This is a genomic window from Streptomyces sp. NPDC007808 (assembly GCF_042868655.1).
In the GTDB taxonomy this organism is placed as follows: domain Bacteria; phylum Actinomycetota; class Actinomycetes; order Streptomycetales; family Streptomycetaceae; genus Streptomyces.
Map to the genome: position 1 here is coordinate 699,601 of NZ_JBIAEQ010000003.1, position 18,587 is coordinate 718,187.

General features: G+C 69.1%; 15 protein-coding genes. 7 read left to right on the top strand and 8 right to left on the bottom strand.

What is annotated here, in order from left to right; all coding sequences use genetic code 11:
- The first annotated feature begins 101 nt into the window (after positions 1-101).
- From ACFYNL_RS14895 to ACFYNL_RS14910, 4 genes are all read left to right on the top strand, one after another.
- The gene (locus ACFYNL_RS14895; protein ID WP_388802193.1) at positions 102-1,082 is read left to right on the top strand and encodes an ABC transporter permease; all 981 of its coding nucleotides are present in this window, start codon (positions 102-104) and stop codon (positions 1,080-1,082) included.
- Positions 1,083-1,131: 49 nt separating this feature from the next.
- The gene (locus ACFYNL_RS14900) at positions 1,132-2,166 is read left to right on the top strand and encodes an ABC transporter ATP-binding protein (RefSeq protein WP_388802197.1); all 1,035 of its coding nucleotides are present in this window, start codon (positions 1,132-1,134) and stop codon (positions 2,164-2,166) included.
- Between the two features lie 26 nt (positions 2,167-2,192).
- Positions 2,193-3,239: an ABC transporter ATP-binding protein gene (locus ACFYNL_RS14905; protein WP_388802200.1), complete on the top strand. Its 1,047-nt coding sequence runs from the start codon at positions 2,193-2,195 to the stop codon at positions 3,237-3,239.
- 270 nt (positions 3,240-3,509) lie between these two features.
- Positions 3,510-4,550 (top strand): amidohydrolase family protein, encoded by a 1,041-nt coding sequence (locus ACFYNL_RS14910; RefSeq protein ID WP_388802203.1) that lies wholly within the window; start codon positions 3,510-3,512, stop codon positions 4,548-4,550.
- Between the two features lie 19 nt (positions 4,551-4,569).
- Here the strand turns inward: ACFYNL_RS14910 and ACFYNL_RS14915 are convergent, their stop codons facing one another.
- Positions 4,570-4,959 carry a VOC family protein gene (locus ACFYNL_RS14915; RefSeq protein WP_388802206.1) on the bottom strand — a complete coding sequence of 130 codons (390 nt, stop codon included), beginning with the start codon at positions 4,957-4,959 and terminating at the stop codon, positions 4,570-4,572.
- 49 nt (positions 4,960-5,008) lie between these two features.
- Here ACFYNL_RS14915 and ACFYNL_RS14920 point away from each other — a divergent pair, with 49 nt between their 5' ends.
- Together ACFYNL_RS14920 and ACFYNL_RS14925 are read left to right on the top strand one after the other, a co-directional pair.
- Positions 5,009-5,749, top strand: a complete 741-nt coding sequence (locus ACFYNL_RS14920) for a class I SAM-dependent methyltransferase (protein ID WP_388802209.1) — start codon at positions 5,009-5,011, stop codon at positions 5,747-5,749.
- Between the two features lie 112 nt (positions 5,750-5,861).
- Positions 5,862-6,548 (top strand): DUF5701 family protein, encoded by a 687-nt coding sequence (locus ACFYNL_RS14925; RefSeq protein WP_388802212.1) that lies wholly within the window; start codon positions 5,862-5,864, stop codon positions 6,546-6,548.
- Positions 6,549-6,701: 153 nt separating this feature from the next.
- On the opposite strand, the gene ACFYNL_RS14930 is transcribed toward ACFYNL_RS14925, so the two are convergent.
- The 7 genes from ACFYNL_RS14930 to ACFYNL_RS14960 all read right to left on the bottom strand — a co-directional run bounded on the left by ACFYNL_RS14930 (position 6,702) and on the right by ACFYNL_RS14960 (position 17,937).
- Complete coding sequence (locus tag ACFYNL_RS14930) at positions 6,702-7,829, bottom strand: ABC transporter ATP-binding protein (RefSeq protein ID WP_388802215.1); 1,128 nt, start codon at positions 7,827-7,829, stop codon at positions 6,702-6,704.
- Between the two features lie 14 nt (positions 7,830-7,843).
- Positions 7,844-8,917, bottom strand: coding sequence for an ABC transporter ATP-binding protein (locus ACFYNL_RS14935; protein ID WP_388802217.1), 1,074 nt, complete (start codon positions 8,915-8,917; stop codon positions 7,844-7,846).
- A gap of 49 nt (positions 8,918-8,966) precedes the next feature.
- Positions 8,967-9,947: an ABC transporter permease gene (locus ACFYNL_RS14940; RefSeq protein ID WP_388802220.1), complete on the bottom strand. Its 981-nt coding sequence runs from the start codon at positions 9,945-9,947 to the stop codon at positions 8,967-8,969.
- Between the two features lie 90 nt (positions 9,948-10,037).
- The gene (locus tag ACFYNL_RS14945) at positions 10,038-11,846 is read right to left on the bottom strand and encodes an ABC transporter substrate-binding protein (protein ID WP_388802223.1); all 1,809 of its coding nucleotides are present in this window, start codon (positions 11,844-11,846) and stop codon (positions 10,038-10,040) included.
- Positions 11,847-11,972: 126 nt separating this feature from the next.
- Entirely contained in the window at positions 11,973-13,004 is a 1,032-nt protein-coding gene (locus ACFYNL_RS14950) for an ABC transporter permease (protein WP_388802225.1), read from the bottom strand.
- A gap of 436 nt (positions 13,005-13,440) precedes the next feature.
- The gene (gene typA / locus ACFYNL_RS14955; RefSeq protein WP_388802228.1) at positions 13,441-15,357 is read right to left on the bottom strand and encodes a translational GTPase TypA; all 1,917 of its coding nucleotides are present in this window, start codon (positions 15,355-15,357) and stop codon (positions 13,441-13,443) included.
- 312 nt (positions 15,358-15,669) lie between these two features.
- Positions 15,670-17,937, bottom strand: a complete 2,268-nt coding sequence (locus ACFYNL_RS14960; RefSeq protein ID WP_388802231.1) for an ABC transporter family substrate-binding protein — start codon at positions 17,935-17,937, stop codon at positions 15,670-15,672.
- Between the two features lie 356 nt (positions 17,938-18,293).
- Between ACFYNL_RS14960 and ACFYNL_RS14965 the strand changes: the two genes are divergently transcribed.
- Positions 18,294-18,584 carry a hypothetical protein gene (locus tag ACFYNL_RS14965; RefSeq protein ID WP_388802234.1) on the top strand — a complete coding sequence of 97 codons (291 nt, stop codon included), beginning with the start codon at positions 18,294-18,296 and terminating at the stop codon, positions 18,582-18,584.
- Positions 18,585-18,587 lie beyond the last annotated feature (3 nt).

Genomic DNA, 18,587 nt, shown 5'->3' on the forward strand with positions numbered 1-18,587 from the left:
GCGACATCCCCTGGGGCGGCCATCCCGTATGGCCGCCCCTGCGGCCCACCCCCCTCTACTTCCCTCCCGGCGACGGCGCCCCGTCCGGAAAGTCACGCCTCATGTTCCGCTTCCTTGTCCGCCGAGTCACCGGCGCGCTGGTCATCCTGTTGATCATCAGCGCCATCACCTTCTGGCTCTTCTACGCCGTGCCGCGTGACCCCGCCATGATGTCCTGCGGCAAGAACTGCACACCTGAGAACCTTGAGCAGATCCGGAAGAACCTGGGCATCGACAAGCCGATCCCGGCGCAGTACTGGGCGTGGCTCGTGGGCATCTTCGCCGGGCGGGACTACGCCGGTTACGGCTACTGCAACGCGCCGTGCCTCGGTTACTCGTTCGCCAACAACGAGCCCGTCTACGGCACGATCATGGACCGTCTGCCGACGACCCTCTCGCTCGCCCTCGGCGCTGCCGTCGTCTTCCTGATCCTCGGAATCGGCGCGGGTATGCTCGCGGCCCTCAAGCAGGGCCGGTTCCTGGACAAGTTCGCCAGCTCCGCCTCGCTGCTCGGCTCGTCGCTGCAGATCTACTTCGTCGGTTACATCGCCATGTTCTTCTTCGTGGCGCAGCTGGGGTGGCTCGACCAGCCGCAGTGGACTCCGCTCACCGAGAATCCGGTCGCCTGGTTCTCGGGGCTCCTGCTGCCCTGGTTGGTCCTCGCGATCATCTTCACCGCCAACTACACCCGTATGACCCGCTCCCAGCTCGTCGAGCAGTTGAGCGAGGACTACGTCCGCACGGCACGGGCCAAGGGTCTGTCCCGGTCGAACGTGTTCTTCAGGTTCGCCTGGCGGGGCGCGATGGGTCCCATCGTCACGGTGTTCGGCATCGACCTCGGCACCCTGGTCGGCGGTGCCATCATCACCGAGTCGACCTTCAGCCTTCCCGGCATCGGCCGGCTCGCGGTGAAGTCCGTGGACCAGAGCGACCTGCCGATGCTGCTGGGTGTAACCCTGCTGGCGGCCGGTGCGATCGTGTTCTTCAACATCATCGTGGACGCCGTCTACGCCCTCATCGACCCGCGGATCCGGCTCGCCTGACCTCCGCCCCCACTCCCGACCCTCGCATCACCCCCCCAGGAGCGTCCCCGTGACGAGCACCGATCAGCAGCCCTTCCTCTCCGTCAGGGACCTGAAAGTCCACTTCTCCACCGAGGACGGCATCGTCAAGGCCGTCGACGGGCTCACCTTCGACCTCGCCAAGGGGCAGACGCTCGGCATCGTGGGTGAGTCGGGCTCCGGCAAGTCCGTCACCAACCTGACGATCCTCGGCCTGCACGACCGCGACCGCACCGCGATCGACGGAGAGATCCTGCTGGACGGCAAGGAGCTGCTCACCGCCACCGAGAAGGAGCTTGAGCGGCTGCGCGGCAACAAGATGGCCATGATCTTCCAGGACGCGCTGGCCTCGCTGTCGCCGTACCACACGATCGGCACGCAGATCAGCGAGACGTACCGCAAGCACACCGGTGCCTCCAAGAAGGAGGCCCGCGCGCGGGCGATCGAGATGCTGAAGCGGGTCGGGATCCCCCAACCGGACGTGCGGGTGGACGACTACCCGCACCAGTTCTCCGGCGGTATGCGCCAGCGCGCCATGATCGCGATGGCGCTGGTCTGCGACCCCGAGCTGCTGATCGCCGACGAGCCGACCACCGCGCTGGACGTGACGGTGCAGGCCCAGATCCTGGACCTGCTCAAGGAGCTCCAGCAGGAGTTCGGCACGGCGATCATCTTCATCACGCACGACCTCGGCGTCATCGCCGACATCGCGGACGACGTGCTGGTGATGTACGGCGGCCGGTGCGTGGAGCGGGGCACCAAGAAGGAAGTGCTGAGCGACCCCCAGCACCCGTACACGGTGGGGCTGTTGAGCTCCATGCCGAGCCTCGAAGGGTCGGTCGACGTACCGCTGACCCCGATCCCGGGCTCGCCGCCCTCGCTGCTCAACCCGCCCTCCGGGTGCCGCTTCCACCCGCGGTGCGCCTTCGTGGACAAGGTCCCGGGCGGGCTGTGCTCCACGGAACGGCCGCTGCTGGACGTGGTGGACGGCCGGGGCTCCGCCTGCCACCTCCCCGCGGAGCAGCGGGGGGATCTCTTCGCCGACTTCGCCGCCTCGCGGCACTGACGTACACGAGACGGGACATCACCATCATGAGCAACGCGCAACCGCTCCTGGACGTCAGCGGTCTGACCAAGCACTTCCCGATCAAGGGCGGCTTCCCGATCAAGCGCACCGTCGGCGCCGTCAAGGCCGTGGACGGCCTCGACTTCCAGGTCGCCGAGGGCGAGTCCCTCGGTCTGGTGGGCGAGTCGGGCTGCGGCAAGTCGACGACGGGCCGGCTGATCACCCGGCTCCTGGAGCCGACGGGCGGCAAGATCTCCTACCGCGGCCAGGACATCACGCACGCGGGCCGCAGGCAGCTGGCGCCGATCCGCTCCGAGATCCAGATGATCTTCCAGGACCCGTACGCCTCGCTGAACCCGCGGCAGACGGTGGGCAAGATCATCTCCGGGCCGATGGAGATCAACGACATCAACCCGGCCGGCGGCCGTGAGAAGCGGGTCCGTGAGCTGCTGGAGATCGTGGGCCTGAACCCCGAGCACTTCAACCGCTTCCCGCACGAGTTCTCCGGCGGCCAGCGCCAGCGCATCGGCGTCGCCCGCGCGCTCGCCCTGGAACCGAAGCTGATCGTGGCGGACGAGCCGGTCTCGGCCCTCGACGTCTCCATCCAGGCCCAGGTCGTGAACCTGCTCCAGAAGGTCCAGCAGGAACTGGGTATCGCGTTCCTGTTCATCGCCCACGACCTCGCCGTCGTACGGCACTTCTCGCAGCGCGTCGCGGTCATGTACCTCGGCAAGATCGTCGAGATCGCCGACCGCGACGACCTGTACGGCAACCCGCGCCACCCCTACACCCGGGCGCTGCTGTCCGCCGTACCCGAGGCGACCGTGGACGAGACCCCGGCCCGCGAGCGCATCCGCCTCCAGGGCGACGTGCCGTCCCCGATCAACCCGCCCTCCGGCTGCCCCTTCCGCACCCGCTGCTGGAAGGCGACGGAGAAGTGCGCGAGCGAGGCCCCGCCGCTGGTCCAGGTCGAGGGCAACAAGCCCGGTCACCTGACCGCCTGCCACTACCCGGAGACCGACGATGCGGCTCCCGCGGCCGCTCTGTCCAAGGACCCCCAGACGGCGGCCTGACACACCCCTTTTCCGTCAGCCGCCGCTCACGGAACGGACTTTCACCGGCCCATTGACCCGAGCCATGAACGTCCGGTTCCAGGGGAAGGAGGGCCCGTGCCTCGCCGGCACGGGCCCTCGCCGTTTCGGCAAGGGTCGCCTCAGGGCGCCGCCGTCCCGCAGAGCGGCTCCGGGCGGCCGATGGCGGCGCTCTCGGGGGCGCTCGGTGTCGAGGCCCGCTCGGCCGCCCCGGCCCGACCGGGCCCGCGGCCGCTCACCTACGTTGGCGGGATGGCCCTTCATCTGCGCGGCACCGTACTCCCCCACGGCACCACCCGGGATCTCTGGATCCTCGGCGACCGCATCACCTTCGACCGCCCGTCGGCCGGGACGGAGACGGTGGCCGACGGCGGTTTCCTGCTTCCCGGGCTCGTCGACGTGCACACCCACCCGGGGTCTAGGTCGCAGGAGGAGGCGCGCTGGGACCCTGAGGCGTTCGCCGAGCAGATCGCCGCGCACCGGGATGCCGGAACGACGGCGTTACGGTTCCCCGGGCTGCTCGGCGAGATCCCGGACGAGCTGCGCGAGGCGCCGGACACGCCCCGCATGATCACCGCCGGGCGCTGGCTCGCCTGGGCGGGGCTGTCGAAGAGCGCCGACTTCCACACGGTGACCGACGACCTGGTCGCCGCGGCCGTCGCCGAGGCCGGGGCCCATGACGGCTGGTGCAAGCTGATGGGTGACTGGGACTTCGAAGCGGACCCCGTCCCCTACGAGCTGCTGCGCGCCGTCACCGACGCGGTGCACGCGGCGGGAGGCAGGGTCGCCGCGCACTGCCAGTCGGGGCAAGGTGTGCTCAACGCGGCGCGGGCGGGCGTCGACTCGATCGAGCACGGCATGGGGATGCCCGAGGAGTGCGTTCAGATGCTGGCCGCGCACGGCGCCGCCTACGTCCCCACGCTGACCGCCTTCGCCCGCAGCGCGTCCCGGATCATCGACAACCCGCGAGGCCGGCTCTGGCACGAAGGCCACCGCATCATGGTCCGCCGGGTCCGCGAGGCCCACGACGCCGGCGTCACCGTCCTCGCGGGAACGGACTGCGCCCCCTTCGGCGACATCGCCACCGAGGTCGAGCACCTGATCGCCGCCGGACTCCCGGCGGACGTGGCGGTGGGGGCGGCAAGCTGGGCGGCCCGGGACTTCCTGAGGCTGCCGGGGCTGGTCGAGGGCGGGCTCGCCGACGTCACCGTGTACGACGCGGATCCGCGGCTGGAGCCGGCCGTACTGCGGCATCCTCGGCGGATCGTGCTGCGGGGGCGGGTGGTGCGCTGAAGCCGGGTGGCGGTCGGACTCAGGCTTCCGGGGCCACCAGCTCCACCTCGAAGCCGTCCGTGTTCTCCAGGTAGGCGGCATAGTGCTCCGGCCCACCCGCATGGGGATGCCGGTCCGGGAAGAGCAGCGTCCAGCCGTGCCGCGGCGCCTCCTCGACCAGCGCGTCGAGTTCCCCGCGGTCGCCCGGCACATGGAAGGCGAGATGATTCAGTCCGGGCAGCAGCCGGTCGTGCCGGTCGCCGCGCAGCGCGGGGGACTCCTCGACCACGACGTAGGTCTTTCCCGCCCGCCAACTGCGGCCCGTCGGCCAGTCCTGATGCAGTTCATGGCCCAGCCGCTCCAGCAGCCACCCCCATGAACCGACCGCGCGCCCCAAGTCCGGCACCCACAGTTCCACGTGATGCAGCAACTCCCCATCCTTTCCCGCGTGTTCGGTGTCCTTGTGACAGACTGCCGCGATGGTCGATCGGTCGTTCGCGGATCCGTCGCTCGCCGCGTTGTACGACGTCCTCAACCCGTGGGGAGCGGGTGACGACTTCTGTCTCGGGTATGTGATGTCCGCCGGAGCGGTGCTCGACGTCGGCTGCGGGACCGGGCGGCTGCTGCGGGAGGCCAGGGCCGCCGGGCACCCCGGGCGGCTCGTGGGACTCGACCCCGCCGCCGCCATGCTGGTTCAGGCGCGGCGGCACGGCAGCGATGTGGAGTGGGTGCTCGGGGATCTGCGCAGCCGGTGCCGGCGGGCGGAGTTCGACCTCGTCGTGATGACCGGGCACGCGTTCCAGGTGCTCCTCGGCGACGAGGAGGTGCGGGCCGCCCTGCACGCCGTGCGTCAGGCGCTCCGCGTCGGTGGGTGGTTCGTCTTCGAGACGCGGAACCCGGGAGCGCGGGCCTGGGAGACGTGGAGGCCGGACCGGGTGCGCCGGGTCACCGACTCCGGTGGGCGTGCCGTACGTGTGTGGCACGAGGTCGAAGAGCCCGTCGCGGAAGGCAGGGTGACCTTCACCGAGACCTTCGACTGCGGCGCCTGGCCGGCCCCGGCCGTCAGCAGGACCACCCTTCGCTTCCTCCCTCCCGACGCGCTGTCGGCCTTCCTCCACGAAGCCGGCCTCACCGTCGAGGAGCGGTACGGCGACTGGGAGCGGGGGCCGCTGACGGCGACCTCGCCCGAGATCGTCATCGTGGCACGGCGGGCTTCGTAGGGACGGCCGGTGGGAGCGGCGGCCGTCGGGACGAGGCAACGGCGGAGGGGAACGTTCCGCGGGGCTCTCGTCGTTTGCCCTGGGTCCGTCCACTCACATACCTGGGAGCAACGTGCCCGAGACCACGCCCGTCACCTCCACCTTCCTTCCCGAACTCCCGGCTCTGAGCGCGCAGGCCGAGCGACTGATCGAGCTGGGGGTGCACGAGGCGGCGGGGCTGTCCGCCGCCGAGTTCCGGGCCTTCGCCGAGGCCGTCGAGGCTCCCGCGGGCACCGAGGGCGCCCTTCTCGCCGTTCACCCGGACCGCGCCCCCGCCTCCGCGCTCGCTCCGCTGCTCCGCCGTGACGACAAGCCCGGCTTCGTCGTCACCGACATGCCCGACGTCGACCTCTTCGCGCCCTGTGCCGTCGAGATCCCCGACACGCCGCTCTACCTCGTCACCGGCCTCGACCGCGGCGACCACATGGCCAACTGGAGCCCGGAGGAGGCCCTGCCCGCACTCGCCGAGGAGGACCGCACCCCGCTGCTGCTCTCCGAGGGCATCCACTGGGTGCTCCAGCAGCCGACGGCTCTGGAACGCAACCACTGCTTCATGACCATCGGCTCCCGGCTGCGCAAGGCCAACGGCACCCTGGACGCCCGTACCCCGGCGATCTGGATCAGCAACGGCACCGGACGGGACGGCCGCGAGCGCCGCAACGCGCCCAAGGTGGGCTGGTGCTGGTGGAACAACCGGCACACCTGGCTGGGCTTCGCCTCCACGACGGGCCGACGGGGCCCGGACACCGGGGAGTCCTGATCGTTCGGCGGGGCGGAGGCCGGGTGCGCGGCACAGCCGAAACCCCGCCGACCCCGCTCGCATCCCGGCCGCACTCGCCGTCGCCGGCGCCACGCCATCCCCGTCGCGGTCACAGTCGCAGGCAGTCGCAGTCGCAGTCGCAGTCGCCCGGTCCTAGTCGTCCCCGGCGTCCGGGTCCTCCAGCGCCGCCAGCGCCGGGTCCAGCACGATGTCCTCGTCCCGTGCCTCGGTGGTCGGCTCCTCGGGGAAGTGGCAGGCCGTCAGATGGCCCGCGTGGTTGCCGGAGATCTGGATCAGCGGCGGTTCCTCGGTCGCGCACTTGTCCTGCGCCTTCCAGCAGCGGGTGCGGAAGCGGCAGCCGGAGGGCGGCGAGATCGGCGACGGCACGTCACCGGCCAGCCGGATCCGCTCCCGCCGGGGCGCGTCCTCATCGGCGACGTTCACCTCGGGCACCGCGGAGAGCAGGGCGTGGGTGTAGGGGTGCCGAGGGCGGGTGTAGATCGAGTCGCGATCGCCGACCTCGATCACCTTGCCGAGGTACATGACCGCGACGCGCTGCGAGAAGTGCCGTACGACGGCGAGGTCGTGGGCGATGAACAGGAACGCGATACCCAGTTCCTGCTGGACCTTCTGGAGCAGGTTCACGACCTGGGCCTGGATGGAGACGTCGAGGGCCGAGACCGGCTCGTCCGCCACGATCAGCTTCGGCTCCAGCGCCAACGCCCGTGCCACGCCGATGCGCTGGCGCTGGCCGCCGGAGAACTCGTGCGGGAAGCGGTTGAAGTGCTCGGGGTTCAGGCCCACGATCTCCAGCAGCTCACGGACCCGCTTCTCACGGCCGCCGGCCGGGTTGATGTCGTTGATCTCCATCGGCCCGGAGATGATCTTGCCGACCGTCTGCCGCGGGTTCAGCGACGAGTACGGGTCCTGGAAGATCATCTGGATCTCGGACCGGATCGGCGCCAGCTGCCTGCGTGAGGCACGGGTGATGTCCTTGCCGCGGTACTCGATCCTGCCGCCCGTCGGCTCCACCAGCTTGGTGATCAGCCGGCCCGTCGTCGACTTGCCGCAGCCCGACTCCCCCACCAGCCCGAAACTCTCGCCGACGTGCACGGTGAGGTCGATGCCGTCCACCGCCTGCACCTGACCGATCGTGCGGCGGATCGGGAAGCCGCCCTTGACCGGGAAGTGCTTGACGAGGTTCTCGACGACCAGCAGCGGTTCGCCGGGAGCCTCGGGGGCGGCCTCGCGGGGAGCGGGGAGGACGAGGTCCTCTGTCATGTCCGTAGTCCTCCTCAGGGGCGCTGCTGGCCCAGTCGGGGCTTGATCTCTTCGATGAACACGGTCCGTTTCTCCTCTGCCGTCAGATGGCAGGCCGAGGAGCGGTCCGGACCGAGTGACGGGATCTCGGTGACACAGCGGTTGCCGCCGACGCGGTCGCGGAAGGTGCAGCGGGGGTGGAAGCGGCAGCCCGAGGGCGGCTTCAGCAGCGACGGCGGAGTGCCCGGGATGGGGTTGAGCGGGGCGTGCGGGTCCGAGTCCAGCCGCGGCATGGAGTTCAGCAGGCCCCAGGTGTACGGGTGTTGCGGCGCCCTCAGCACCTCGTCGACCGTGCCGCGCTCCACCGCGCCGCCCGCGTACATCACCATGATGTCGTCGGCCATGTCCGCGATGACCCCGAGGTCGTGCGTGATGAAGATGATCGCCGAGCCGAACTCCTGCTGCAGGTCCTTCAGCAGGTCCAGGATCTGCGCCTGGACGGTGACGTCGAGAGCGGTGGTCGGCTCGTCGGCGATCAGCAGGTCCGGGTCGCAGACCAGCGCCATCGCGATCATCGCGCGTTGCCGCATACCGCCGGAGAACTGGTGGGGATAGTCCTTCGCCCGCTGGCCGGGGTTGGGGATGCCTACCTTCCCCAGCATCTCCACCGCCCGCTCCCAGGCCGCCTTCTTCGAGGCGCGCATGTGCTTCATGTACGGCTCGGCGATCTGGCGGCCCACCGTGTAGTACGGGGACAGGGCGGTGAGCGGGTCCTGGAAGATCATGGCGACCTTGTTGCCGCGCAGCTTCTCCAGTTCGGACTCCCGGGCGGTCGTCAACTCCTGCCCGTCCAGCAGGATCTCGCCCTCCACGGTGGTGAACATCGGGTTGTGCAGCCCGAGGACGGTCAGGTTGGTCACCGACTTCCCCGAGCCGGACTCGCCCACGATGCCCAGCGTCCTGCCCCGCTCCAGGTCGAAGGAGAGCCCCTCCACGGCCCGTACGACTCCGTCCTCGGTCCTGAAGCTGACGTGCAGGTCCCGTACCGAGAGGAACGCGTCCGCGTCGGCCGGGACCGGGGCGCCGGCCTCCTTGGTCAGAGTGCTCACGTCAGTGCTCCCAATCAGCAGTACCGCTGGAACGATTCCCCGTCGGGGCCTAGGCCAGGCGTACCCGCGGGTCGATGAAGGCGTACGCGGCGTCGACGACGATGTTGCAGAGCAGGATCATGGTGGCGGAGAACAGCATCACCCCCAGCAGCAGCGGCAGATCGCTGAAGAACACCGATTCCACCGCCAGCCGGCCGAGTCCCGGGAGCCCGAAGGTGTACTCCGTGATGATGGCACCGCCGAGCAGCGAGCCGAGGTCGATGCCGAAGATGGTGACGACGGGGATCAGCGATCCGCGCCAGGCGTAGCGGAAGAACACGTACCGTCTGGACATGCCCTTGGCGCGGGCGGTGCGGACGTGTTCCTCCTGGAGCTGCTCGATCATCGAGGAGCGGGACATACGGGTGTACTGCGAGGCGAAGATCGTCGACAGCACCACCCACGGGATGATCAGGCCCCCGAACCAGGCGGCCGGGTTCTCGGTGAACTCGTTGTAGGCGGGCTTGTCGAAGATGTGGGTCTGGTAGACGAGGATCGCCAGCGCCAGTGGGCCGAGGAAGTAGATCTGCATCGAGCTGATCACCATGGCGCCGGCCGTGAAGGTCTTGTCGACGAACGTGCCGCGCTTCCAGGCGGCGACGAGTCCGGTGCCCAGGCCGACGATCAGGAAGCAGACCGCCCCGCCGAGGGTGAGCGACAGCGTGGTGGGCAGCCGGTCCATCAGGGTGCCCCAGACCTGCTCGTTGGAGTGGTACGAGTACCCGAAGCAGGGGGCCGGGCAGGGGCCCTGGGCGAAGTCGTCGCTGCCCGTGACGAGGTTGGTGAGGAAGATCCAGTACTGCTCGGGGATCGGCTTGTCGAGGCCGAGGACCCGGTGCAGGTTCTCCAGGTTGGCCGGGGTGCACGTCTTGCCGCACATCAGGAGCGCCGGGTCACGCGGCATTCCGAAGAACAGCAGGAACGTGACGATGCTCAGCAGGAAGAGGATGACGACGGCGCCGAGGGACCGGCGGACCAAAAAGCGCAGCATGGCAGGCAGCTCCCAGACGTCGGCGGGCCGGGCGGCACCCGGTGCGCGAACCCCGGTGAGGGGCGGACGCACCGGGTGCCGGAGGGCGGGTTACTTGACGTACAGGCGGCGCGGGTCGACGCCGGCGATGATGTCGTCGTAGACCAGGCCGCCGATCTTGGAACCGGCGATCTGGACCTGCTTGTAGTAGGCGGTCGGTACCACGTTGACCACCTTGGTGAGCAGGTACTCGTTGAGCTTCCCCCACTCCGCCGCGGCCTTGACCGGGTCGGTGATGGTGTTGATCCGGTCGATCTCGCTGTTGACCTTGGGGTCGTTGACCTGGGAGTAGTTCTGGGCGCCCTCGGCGATCCCGCGTCCGTCGTACAGCGGCGGGATCACGGTCGAGGCGGACGGCCAGTCGGCCCCCCAGGCGGTGTGGAAGATGTCGTAGTTGTTGTCCAGCTGGCTGACCTGGTCGTAGAAGGTCTCGGCCGGGATCTCCTGGCGCTGGACGTCGAAGCCGGCCTTCTCCAGGCCCGCCGCCATGGCGGTCGAGTACTGCTGCCCCTCGGGGGTGTTGATGTAGCCGAAGGTCAGCTTCAGGCCGACCTTGCCGGCCTCTTCGAGCAGCTTCTTGGCCTTGGCCGGGTCACCCGCGGGCTTCTTCCTCTTGCCGAACGGGTCGAAGGAGGCGTCGTAGCCGCTGACGGTCGGGCTGATGATGCCGCCCGCGACCTCCATCGCGTCGGTGCCGCCGTAGGCACGCACGAACGGTGTGATCGGAAGGGCGTGGGCGATGGCCTGGCGGACCTTGAGGTCCTTCATCTCCGGGTGGCTCATGTTGATGTTCATCTGGCCCACGTACGGCTGGTAGCCGGAGACCGTACGGGACTTCATCTTCGGGTCGTTCAGGACCTTGGACAGATTGCCCGCGTCCACCTGGTTGCTGAAGCTGACGCCGGCCCGGTCACTGCCGGTGTCGGCGAGGAGCGCCTTGGTGGAGTCCTCGAACTGCTGGTTGAAGGTGATGGTGAACCGGTCCACGTACTGGTGGCGCAGCGGGTCCGTGGCCGGGTCCCAGTTGGTGTTCTTCACCAGCACCATGGACTTGCCCGACTTGAACTCCTGAATCTTGTACGGGCCGGTGGCCACCGGGTCCTTGTCGTACTTGGCCTTGGTGTCGCCCTTCTGGGAGACGACGGCGTACCCCGTCATGGCGAGGGCGTACGGCAGGTCGGGATGCGGCTTCTTGAACTTGAAGACGACCGTTTTCTCGTCCGGTGTCTCCAGGATGCTGTCCGGCAGGTGCTTGCCCTTGAAGGGGCCGTCCGGCAGCAGCTTGCGGTAGTCCGCGCCCGGGGTGTCGGCCAGCCACTGCTGGATGTACGGCGGGCCCTGGTTGATGAAGGACGCGAACTGTCGCTCGAAGGTGTGGCGTACGTCGGCCGAGGTGATCGCGGAGCCGTCCTCGAACTTGATGCCGTCCTTCAGCGTGAACTTCCAGGTCTTGCCGCCGTCGCTGGTGGTCCCGGAGTCGGTGGCGAGGTCACCGACGACCTCGTGCCTGCTTCCGTCGTTGCTGGTCGCCTTGTAGCCGGTCAGCCCTCTGTGCAGCAGCTGGGAGACGGCCATCTCGTCCTGGACGTAGATCTGGGCCGGGTCCAGGTGGGCGTAACTGTCCCGGGCCAGCACCGAGATGGTGCCGCCGGGTTTGGCGCCGGGGACGTCGGCCGCCGGCCCCTTGGAGGCCGCGGCGTCCCCGAAGTCGATGGACGACTGCTGCCGTTCGGCGTTCTCCTGCTGCTTCTTGTCGTCGCCACCGCCCTTGCTGCCGCCCTCGCTGCACCCGGTCAGCACGAGTGCGCCGGCCGCGAGCACCGAGATCGCCGCGTATGCGTGGCGTCCGCCCCTACTCATCACTCAGTTCCCACCCATCTGTGTGTCACAGTGCCAAGGAAGTGCCAAGTGCGATGTGCCAAGTACGAATTGCCTGGTACGAGGTGCGAAGTGCCTGGTAAGAAGTGCGAGGTGCCGAGCGCTGCGTCAGCGGGCCGTCTTGGGGTCGAAGGCGTCCCTGACGGAGTCCCCGAGCAGGTTGAACGCGACGATGAAGATGATCATCGAGATGCCGGGGAAGAACATGTAGGTGATGTCGTTCTGCATCACGAGCTCGGTGGACGCCTTGGAGAACATCTGCCCCCAGTCCGGCGTCGGTTCGACGATGCCCACGCCGAGGAAGGACAGACCGGCCTCGGCGGTGACGAAGTTGGGGAGCATGTAGGTGCCCTGCACGAGGATCGGGGTGACCACGTTCGGCAGGATCTCCTTGCGGATGATCCGCCACGGCGGGGCCCCGCTGACCTTGGCCGCCTCGATGAACTCCCGTTCCCGCAGGGCGAGTGTGGTGCCTCTGAGGATCCTCCCGAGACTCATCCAGCCCAGGAACCACATCACAAGGATGAGGGCGACCACCCGGACGTAGACGGGGGTCTCGTCGCGCGGGCTGACGAAGAGCGAGACCACGACCGGCATGCTGGCGATGAAGAACAGCTGGGCCGGGAAGGCGAGGAGGAAGTCGATGACCCGGCTGATCCAGTAGTCGGTCCTGCCGCCCATATAGCCCGCCGTGACACCGAGGACGATCCCGGTGAGCACGGTCGCGAGCGTGACCGCGACCGAGATGCCCAGCGAGGTCCTGATGCCGTAGAGCAGCTTGGTGAAGACGTCGTATCCGTTGCCGGGTTCCAGGCCGAACCAGAACTCCGCGCTGATCCCGCCGTTGGGCTGCACCGGCACGCCCGCGCTGTCGAACAGCTCGGGGCGTTCGTCGGCGTACACGGTGTACGGGTCCTTGCCGTACAGCCAGGAGATCACCGGGGCGAGCAGGCCGATCAGGAAGAAGAAGATGACGACGTAGGCCGAGATCACACCGGTGCGGTCGCGTGTGAAGCGGATCCACATCAGCCGGCCGGGAGAGCGTCCGACGAACTGTTCGTCCTCGGCCTGTGCCGGAGGTGGTTCGCCGTCCGCGACGACCAAGGTCCCGCCGCCCTCAATACCGATACGACTTGTCACGTTTCGTCCGTTTCGCTGGTATGGGTATGCCAAAGCGAGGCTTGCGGAAGGCCGCAGCCGGACGCGCGTAGGAGGTGGTGCGCCTCTCCCTCCGACACCCCTGACGGAGGATCAGGCAACCCCCATTGCTCGTGAGTCGGGCACTGTCCCCACAGTGCGAGACCCATTGACCCGAGCGCTGCCGCTAACTATCTGCCATGCGCCAACTACCGACCACCGTCTTTAAATCTCAATTCAGTCACAGCTCGCCGCCGGATCTTCCAAAATCCGGACAAAGCGTTTGCGGGGAGAAGGCCGCGAAACGGACGTGTTACGTGCCTATCGTGCGAGGATCTCCGCATTTCGGACAGAGGGGCGAGTCCCGGCCACAGAAAACGGCTTGCAAAAAGCCCGGGCTCCCCCATGAAGGGGGAGCCCGGGCTCAAGTGCGCGATGCTCAGCCGTGCTTGGCGCGGCTCGCGGCGCGGGCGCGCTCGCGGGCGTCCAGGTTCACCTTGCGGATGCGCACCGCCTCCGGGGTGACCTCCACGCACTCGTCGTCGCGGCAGAACTCCAGGGACTGCTCCAACGACAGCTTGCGCGGCGGGACGATCGACTCGGCGACATCGGCCGTGGACGACCGCATGTTGGTGAGCTTCTTCTCCTTGGTGATGTTGACGTCCATGTCGTCGGCGCGCGAGTTCTCGCCGACGATCATGCCCTCGTACACCTCGGTGCCGGGCTCGACGAACAGCACGCCGCGCTCCTGGAGGTTCGTCATCGCGAAGGCGGTGACGGCACCGGCGCGGTCGGCGACCAGCGAGCCGTTGTTACGGGTCGTCAGGGTGCCGAACCAGGGCTCGAAGCCCTCGTGGATGGAGTGGCCGATGCCGGTGCCGCGGGTCTGGGTCAGGAACTCGGTCCGGAAGCCGATCAGACCGCGGGACGGCACCACGAACTCCATGCGCACCCAGCCGGAGCCGTGGTTGGACATGTTGTCCATACGGCCCTTGCGGACACCCATCAGCTGGGTGACGGCGCCCATGTGCTCCTCGGGCACGTCGATGGTCATGCGCTCGACGGGCTCGTAGACCTTGCCGTCCACGTCCTTGGTGACGACCTGCGGCTTGCCGATGGTCAGCTCGAAGCCCTCGCGGCGCATCTGCTCGACCAGGATGGCCAGCGCCAGCTCACCGCGGCCCTGCACCTCCCAGGCGTCCGGCCGTTCGGTGTCGAGGACACGGAGGCTGACGTTACCGATCAGCTCGCGGTCGAGGCGGTCCTTGACCTGGCGGGCGGTGACCTTGCGGTCCTTGACGGCCGCCTTCGCGTCGGCGCCCTTGCCGGTGCCGCCGCGGCCGACCAGCGGGGAGGTGTTGGTGCCGATGACCATGGAGATCGCGGGCTCGTCGACCGTGATCAGGGGCAGCGGGACCGGGTTCTCGGTGTCGGCGAGGGTCTCACCGATCATGATGTCCGGGATACCGGCGACGGCGCAGATGTCACCGGGGCCCGCCACCTCCGCCGGCTTGCGGGTCAGCGCCTCGGTCATCATCAGCTCGCTGATGCGCACGTTGCTGACCGAGCCGTCGCGCTTCATCCACGCGACCGTCTGGCCCTTCTTCAGCTCGCCCTGGTGCACGCGCAGCAGCGCGATACGGCCGAGGAAGTTGTCGGCGTCGAGGTTGGTGACGTGGGCCTGGAGCGGGGCCTCCTCGTCGTAGGTCGGGGCCGGGATGTGCTCCAGGATGGTGGAGAAGAACGGCTCCAGGCTCGTGGAGTCGGCCGGGACGGTCCCGTCCTCCGGCTTGGTGAGCGACGCGATGCCGTCACGGCCGCAGGCGTAGACGATCGGGAACTCGATCTGCTCCTCGTCGGCGTCCAGGTCGAGGAAGAGGTCGTAGGTCTCGTTCACGACCTCGTCGATGCGGGCGTCGGGGCGGTCCGTCTTGTTGATGCACAGGATGATCGGCAGACGGGCCTGGAGCGCCTTGCGCAGCACGAAGCGGGTCTGGGGCAGCGGCCCCTCGGAGGCGTCGACGAGCAGCACGACACCGTCCACCATCGACAGACCGCGCTCGACCTCACCACCGAAGTCGGCGTGGCCGGGGGTGTCGATGATGTTGATCGTGATGGGCTCCCCGCCGTCCTTGGGGTGGTACTTCACCGCCGTGTTCTTGGCGAGGATCGTGATGCCCTTCTCACGCTCCAGGTCGTTCGAGTCCATCATGCGGTCGTCGACGGAGTCGAGCTGGTGGGCGGCGAAGGCACCGGCCTGCTTCAGCATGCCGTCGACGATGGTGGTCTTGCCGTGGTCGACGTGGGCGACGATGGCGACGTTGCGGATGTCGTGACGCGTTGCAGTCACAGCCATATTGCGGCGTACTCCCGGAGTGTGTGGACGGCCCTGCTGCGCACGTCTGTGTTACGCGGGCCCTGCCGGGCGGAACATGCCACGGCCTCACCCCATGGTACGGGGCCGCCGCCGTAGGGGCTTGGCGGGATCCTTCGGCGCAGGTCAGTGCGGGGTTGGAGCCCCTTTTCCGGCCCACGCCGGGGCCCGCGGCCCGCAGGCCCCCGCTGCGGCCCCGAACGGGCCTCGTCCTCGGACTCCGAACGGGCCTCGTCCTCGGACGCCGGACGGACCGAGAACGGTGGCCCGGCGTCGCAGAGCGACCGCTCTCCGTTACTCGGCCGACGCGCTCCCCGACGGCTTCGCGCCCTTCTTCAGGAAACCCATGTCCTCGTACACCGGCGTCTCGAAGCCGAAGGCGCCCGCGTTGGCGACGTTCTTCCTCGCCGCGGTCAGCTGGGGGCGCTGGTAGAGCGGGATCGAGCCGGCCGCCGCCCAGATGCGGGAGTCGGCCTTGCGGATCAGGGAGCGGGACTCGGACTCGTCGAGCGTGGACACCGCCTGGTCGAAGAGCTGGTCGACCTGGTCGGTACCGACCCGGGTGTAGTTCTGCTCCACGTTCAGGGAGCCGTCGGCGGCCGGCACCGGCTTGGCGTAGATGGGCCGGGCGTCGGTGGCCGGGAAGGCGGACGCGGGCCAGGAGTAGAGGGCGAGGTCGTACTGGCCGGAGGCGATGTGGTCCTTGAAGTAGCTCTCGTCCGAGACCTTGGTGACCTCGGTACGGATGCCGATCCGCTCCAGCATCACCCCGATCCGGTCCGCCACCGTGCGCAGCGTCCGGGACCCCTCACCCGACGGCACCACGAACCGCAGCACCAGCGCCTTGCCGTCCTTGGCCAGTGGCCGCGCCGCCGCTCCCGCCGGGGCGGCGGTGCCCTGCGGGGCGTAGGCACCGGGTGCCCCGCCCTGCTGGAGCTGACTGCTGCCGTACTGCTTGCCGTCCTGGGCGAGATGCTCCCCCGGACGCCCGTCGCCGGCGCCCGCCTTGTTGTCCTCGCCGACGACGTACGTCCCGTCGTCCCCGCGGGCGGCGTCCGACCCCTTGTCGGCCTTGCCGCCCTTCTCGCTTTCCTCTTCCTCGCCCTTCTCGGGCTTCTTCGCCTGTCCCCCGTCCTCGCCCTTCTCGGGCTTCTTCGCCCTCTCCCCGTCCTCGCCCGTCCCGTCCTTCTCGGTGTTCCGGGCCTTCTCCCCGTCCTCGCCCTTCCCGGCCTTCTTCCCCTCCGCCCCGGCCGCCTTCTCCCCCTTCTTCTTCTCCTTGACCGGCCCGCCCTCCACCCACCCGGCATCCGCGAGCAGCGCCTGCGCCTCCTTCGTGTCCTGGCCGCCGATCGCGCCGCTGTTGTCGGCGTACGCGGCCTGGCCGGAGAGCGCGAGATGGCTGCCGACCGGCTCCGCGGGCAGGCCCAGCGGGGCCAGGACCAGCTTCGCCAGTTCCTCGCGGTCGAGCGCACGGGCCACGGCCCGTCGCACCCGTTCGTCGGCGAGCGGGCCGTCGGCGCCGTTGAGGGCGAGCTGGGTGTACGCCGGTTCCAGCGACTTGCGTACCTCGAAGCCCTTGAACGCCGTAGCGTCCCGCCGCTGCCCGGGAGTCTTCCTGCGGTGGTCCGGGCCCATCAGCGGCGTCCCGGAGGCGCCGGGGCTCGCGGCGCGGAGCGGTGCGGCCAGGGCGATGCGCCGGGCCGCCGCGGGGTCGATCTCGGCCAGGTCGAGACGGCCGGCGGCCAGCTCGGCGGCCCGCTCTGCACGCGGTACGGCCCGCAGGACGATCTCGTGCAGCTTCGCCCGCTGCCCCCACCAGCGCGGATTGCGGGTGAGCAGGACCTCGTCGTCCTTGCGGTCGATCTTCTTCAGGGTGAACGGCCCGGCGCTGATCTTCAGCTTCTTGCGCGCCCCGTCGTTGAAGGTGTCCGGCGTGCCCATGACCTCCTTCGGGTACAGCGGCGAGAACAGCGAGCGCCAGTCGGCGTACGGCCGCGCGAAGGTGACGCGGACCTCCAGGTCGCCCTTGCCGCGCTCGATCTTCTCGATCCGGTCGTACCCGGCGTTGCGGGCGGTCCAGTACGCGCTGTCCTTGCCGGACAGGGCCCGCCACTGGGCGGCGAAGTCGGCGGCGCCGATCTCCCGGCCGTCGCTCCAGACGGCCTGCTGGTTGAGCTTGTACAGGATGACCTGCTTGGGCTCGGTCTCGACGATCTTGGCGGACTCCAGGAAGTCCGGGTTGCGCTCCGGACGCCCGTTGCCGTCGAGCCGGAACATCGAGGGCAGGGTGGCCTGCGCGATCCGGGTGGTGGTGGCGTCGGCGTCCGACTGGAAGGTGTTCAGGGTCTCCGGCAGGGCGTCCACGGCCCATCGCAGGGTGCCGCCGTCGGCGATCTCGGCCCGCGCGGCCGGTGCGATGTCCTGTTCGGCCAGCGGCTTCCCGGCCGGATCCGGGTCGCTGCATCCGGACAGCACGGTCATCGCGAGCCCGCCGGCGGTGAGGAAGGCGACCGAGCGCATGACCGCGCGGGAGGGCCTGGTTCCGGTGCCGTCGTGGGACATCACTGCGTACCTCCGGGGAGTGGCTCCCGCCGGTGACAATTAGTGCGTTCTGATCACGTTTGGCGGTATTTTGGAGTTGATCAGATCTAAGGCACCCCACTGAAGAGGAAAGGGTTCGCCAGGCGGAGACGACACGGCGGCGGGGACGCACAGGGCCACCCGTGTGGAGCAACGCACCCCCGCACTCCCTCTCGGCTCCCCCGGCGTACACAGAGCGCGTGCGGGCGTGCGTCACAGGTGTGCAATCCGCCAATCGCTGCACATGCCTTCACATCGGCAGGTGTGACGCGCAACACTCGCAGGCGCATGAACGTTGCCACCCAGGGCCGCACGGCCCACGGAAGTGAGGTCACGTCATGTCCGTGCAAGACGACCTGACAGCTGTCCAGCGCTGCCTCGACGACCTGTACCGGTCCGTGGGCCGGCTGGAGAAGCAGCTCGGCACGGCCGGGCTGGAGATGCGACGCGTCCGGACGGACGCCAACCATCTGCGCGAGAGCGTCGCGCTGCTGCGGGAAGCGGCCCAGAGCCCCGCCGCGCAGCGCAAATCGGAACTCGTCACCATCCCCGACACGCCGTACGACGACTCTCTGTGGATCGACACGGACGACGAGGGTCTCGGCGCCCGGGACCGCCGCGCCCCCTGATCC